Source organism: Yersinia ruckeri ATCC 29473, assembly GCF_000754815.1.
GTDB lineage: Bacteria > Pseudomonadota > Gammaproteobacteria > Enterobacterales > Enterobacteriaceae > Yersinia > Yersinia ruckeri.
This window is the reverse complement of record NZ_KN150748.1, coordinates 1-3856: the sequence shown is the minus strand read 5'-3', so window position 1 is coordinate 3856 and position 3856 is coordinate 1. Positions and strand designations below refer to the sequence as shown.

Below are 3856 nucleotides of genomic sequence, written 5' to 3'. Positions count from 1 at the left end.
CACTGACCTTTGACTTTGATGTAGGTTTCATCCATGCGCCACCGACGACCCACTGAGCGTTTATGCCGGCGAAACGCCTTATCCAGCAAGGGCACCAGGCGGATAACCCAGCGGTGTAACGTGGAATGGTCAACGGCAATACCGCGTTCAGCCATCATATCTTCCTGGTTGCGCAGGCTGAGGGCGTAAGCCAGGTACCAACGAACACATTGCGCGATGATATCGACGGGATAATGCTGGCGTTTAAAGGCTTTTCGGATCAGAGACATGGTTAGGCAACACCGTAAAAAAACAGCATGTTACCTGACGACGCCTTAATGCGACAGAGCCGCATTTATCACCGGCAGAACAATTTTATCTGTTGGCCGCCTGAAAAATAGACAGCCCTAGTTTTTTCGTCTTTCCTCCGTTAACGCGACACAACCGTTTTTCGTGCATATGATTTCAGATCAAAAACTGTCAGCAGTCATATGCACAAAGGCTCCCGATGCCAGCAAACTGGTGCAGTCGTCCTCTGAAAATGACATCCTGATTACTCTTGACCCAAAACCAAACAATATCGCTAGTTTCAGAAACGTTATATCAAAATCCATTTATGCTGCTCTATATCAAAATGTAGCGACCTCACCCCTTAAGAATACCTCAGATTTCGTGTAGCGCAATCGGCATTCTTGTATACGGACTCATTCTGAAATGAGGATCTGAAACTAAAGATAAAAATCATCTTGTCTTTAAGTAAATATTTTACATAAACGTATATATGTAGCATTATTGTATTTATGCTTAAATTATACATTCTAGGGTGTTTTGTGTCGGTAAATACTAAACAAATTTATAGAGTGGCCGAGCGCTCTGAACATATGCTCACTCTTCTGACCAAACAGATTAAGGAACAAAAGGAAGAGCTGGAAGAAACAACTTATTTCCAGACTTATGCCAAGGCTGCTGTTGCCAAATTACCTAAATTGACACGTGCAAGTGTTGACTATGCTGTCACCGAAATGGAAGAGCAAGGTTACACGTTTTTGAAGAAACCGGCTGGAACATCTATAAAATATGCAATGTCGCTGCAAAATATTATAGATATATATCATCATCGTGGTGTTCCTAAATACCGTGATCGCCACGATGAAGGCTTCACTATTTTTGTTGGTAATTTGAAAGGTGGTGTATCGAAAACAGTAAGTTCGGTTTCTCTTGCTCATGGATTACGTGCCCACCCTCACCTACTTTATGAAGATTTAAGAATTCTGGTTATAGATCTTGATCCTCAATCTTCAGCTACAATGTTTCTAAATCACTCTCGTTCTATTGGGGCTGTAGATACAACCTCTGCTCAGGCAATGCTACAGAATGTTACCCGCGAAGAACTTCTGTCTGAATTTGTCATTTCCTCTATTGTGCCGGGCGTTGATGTTATCCCTGCTTCTATTGAAGATGCATTTATTGCATCGCAATGGAAAGAACTGTGTACCGAACATTTGCCTGGCCAGAATATCTATACCGTTCTTAAAGAGAACATTATTGATAAACTCAACAAGGATTATGATTTTATCTTTATTGATAGTGGCCCACATCTCGATGCTTTCCTGAGTAATGCCATTGCTGCATCTAACTTGCTTATGACGCCGATCCCCCCTGCTCAGGTCGATTTCCACTCCACTCTAAAATATCTCACTCGTCTTCCTGAACTCATTGAGATGATTGCAAAATCAGGGGCTAAGTATCCCCTTCAGGGCAATATAGGATTTATGTCTAAATTGCAGAATAAATCTGACCACAAGCTTTGTCATAGTCTGGCCAAAGAGATATTTGGGGGTGATATGTTGGATGTGGCCCTACCACGGCTTGATGGTTTTGAACGATGTGGCGAATCTTTTGATACGGTTATTTCCGCCAACCCCTCTACCTATGTTGGTAGTAGTGAGGCATTAAAAAATGCTCGTGCTGCAGCGGAAGATTTTGCTAAAGCTGTATTCGATCGCATCGAATTTATTCGGATGAACTGAGGTAACCCATGACAAAAAAACGCCCAACCATCGGCCGGACATTTAGTGGTTCTCCTTTGTCCAATATATCAACTGATAATTATCGTCAAGTATTCACTCTTTCCTCAGGGAAAAAAGCTGTCTTCATGTTCGAAACCATTCCGGCAGAGGATATTGCTGAACGTTCATTTGTATCTCTGGCCACAAATGGCAGAGATCAAGCGGGTGTCACGGAGGAATCACTTCAGGACATTATCAGAACCATTCGTCTTCAACAATTTTTCCCGGTAATTGGACGTATAATTGATGGAAAGATTGAAATTCTCGACGGTTCACGTCGCAGAGCTGCCGCATTGATTTGCCATGTCGATCTCAATGTCTTGGTTACTCAGGATGATATTGATATGGATGATGCGAGAAAACTCGCCGCTGATATTCAAACCGCAAAAGAACATAATTTACGTGAGATTGGATTAAGGCTTTTACTTCTCCGTGATTCAGGCATGAACCAGAAAGAGATAGCCCAATCTGAACGCTTATCTCCCGCGAAAGTTACCCGAGCTATTCAGGCCGCGTCGGTACCTGAGATGATGTTAGAGCTTTTCCCTGTTCAATATGAACTAACCTATCCAGATTATAAATTATTGCTCGATATTGATGAACAATTACGGCTGCGTAGTCTCGAACTAGAGACATTTGTTGATTCTGTTAGGAAGCAAATAAAAACAATTTATAATGCCAGTGAACTAGTCTCTGATGAACTGAAAAATGAAATAATAAAATCGTTCCGACATGTTTTAGACGAAATTTTAGCTAAACCAGGAAAACAGGCTGCTGTTGTTGAAAAATTATGGGACTTTGAAGAAAAAGATAAATACGCTAGAAAACGTATAAAGGGGCGCGCTTTTAGCTATGAATTTAGCCGTTTGCCAAAAGAGTTGCAGGTAGAACTTGACCGACTTATTTTGCACACAATGAAGAAACATTTATCACAGTAATTCTATCAACTCAGTGGCGATTTCAGCCAGAAATTGCCACTGAAATCAGTGCTGTAATCTGCTTATTTTCTTATCCAACCATAAAAGTTCGCCATCGAATAAAAATCATTAATTAATTGTTTTATATTGATATTTTTCTTTTATTTCAGGGTGAAATCGCCAAAATCCCAGTGAGGTTACTCTACTGAAAATAGATAAAATATCTATGGCGAACTTTCTTATTGTCATTGCTGGTATTTATCGTGAAGTATTATGCGTCTTTTCTTCCATCAAGTTAGGTTAAATAGAGAAAGTTAGTCACTGCAGATTTTGACAACAGATGTTTGTCGTGTCGGTTTTTACTACATATTAAGTGACCTACCCCCAGGATTAGATACAACGCTCACTTAGTAATGTCCGACCCTGACCCGCTCCTCGTATGTGATCCATTCATAATCAGGAATAACCGGCTTCATTCTGGCTGCATATTCTGGCAACCGGCAGATTTCTCGGCAAATTCAGAAGGAGTCATCCAGCCCAGGGCAGAATGGAGACGGCTCTGGTTATAGTGTATCCGCCAGCCCTCGATTTTGCACCGTGCATCCTCCAGAGACATGAACCAGTTCTCGTTCAAACATTCCTGCCGCAATCTGTCATTAAAGGACTCCACCGTAGCGTTGTCCGTCGGTGTTCCCGGGCGTGAGAAGTCGATCCTGATCCCTCTTTCATTCACCCACTTGTCCAGCATTTTCCCTGCAAATTCAGAACCATTATCGGTTTTCAGCAACTGCGGTAAAGGACGCCTGATGGTTGTGTCGCGTTAACGGAGGAAAGACGAAAAAACTAGGGCTGTCTATTTTTCAGGCGGCCAACAGATAAAATTGTTCTGCC

The 3856-nt window shown here is 41.9% G+C and carries 3 protein-coding genes and 1 pseudogene; 2 read left to right on the top strand and 2 right to left on the bottom strand.

The annotated features are described in order from the left end of the window. Positions 1–269 (bottom strand): IS6 family transposase (locus tag DJ39_RS16610; RefSeq protein WP_038251851.1); only part of this gene is annotated, 269 nt, incomplete at its 3' end. Positions 270–860: 591 nt separating this feature from the next. On the opposite strand from DJ39_RS16610, the gene DJ39_RS16605 reads away from it, so the two are divergent. Beyond that, positions 861–2009, top strand: a complete 1149-nt coding sequence (locus DJ39_RS16605) for an AAA family ATPase (protein ID WP_256466105.1) — start codon at positions 861–863, stop codon at positions 2007–2009. Positions 2010–2017: 8 nt separating this feature from the next. After that, positions 2018–2986, top strand: coding sequence for a ParB family protein (locus tag DJ39_RS16600; RefSeq protein WP_004723386.1), 969 nt, complete (start codon positions 2018–2020; stop codon positions 2984–2986). Positions 2987–3437: 451 nt separating this feature from the next. Here the strand turns inward: DJ39_RS16600 and DJ39_RS16595 are convergent. Continuing rightward, positions 3438–3767: pseudogene (locus tag DJ39_RS16595) on the bottom strand (integrase core domain-containing protein); the annotation flags it as partial. Positions 3768–3856: the final 89 nt, after the last annotated feature.

Excerpts from the sequence above, each read along its gene's own strand:
- DJ39_RS16600 (WP_004723386.1), top strand. The coding sequence starts at position 2,018 with ATGACAAAAAAACGCCCAACCATCGGCCGGACATTTAGTGGTTCTCCT.
- DJ39_RS16605 (WP_256466105.1), top strand. The coding sequence starts at position 861 with ATGCTCACTCTTCTGACCAAACAGATTAAGGAACAAAAGGAAGAGCTG.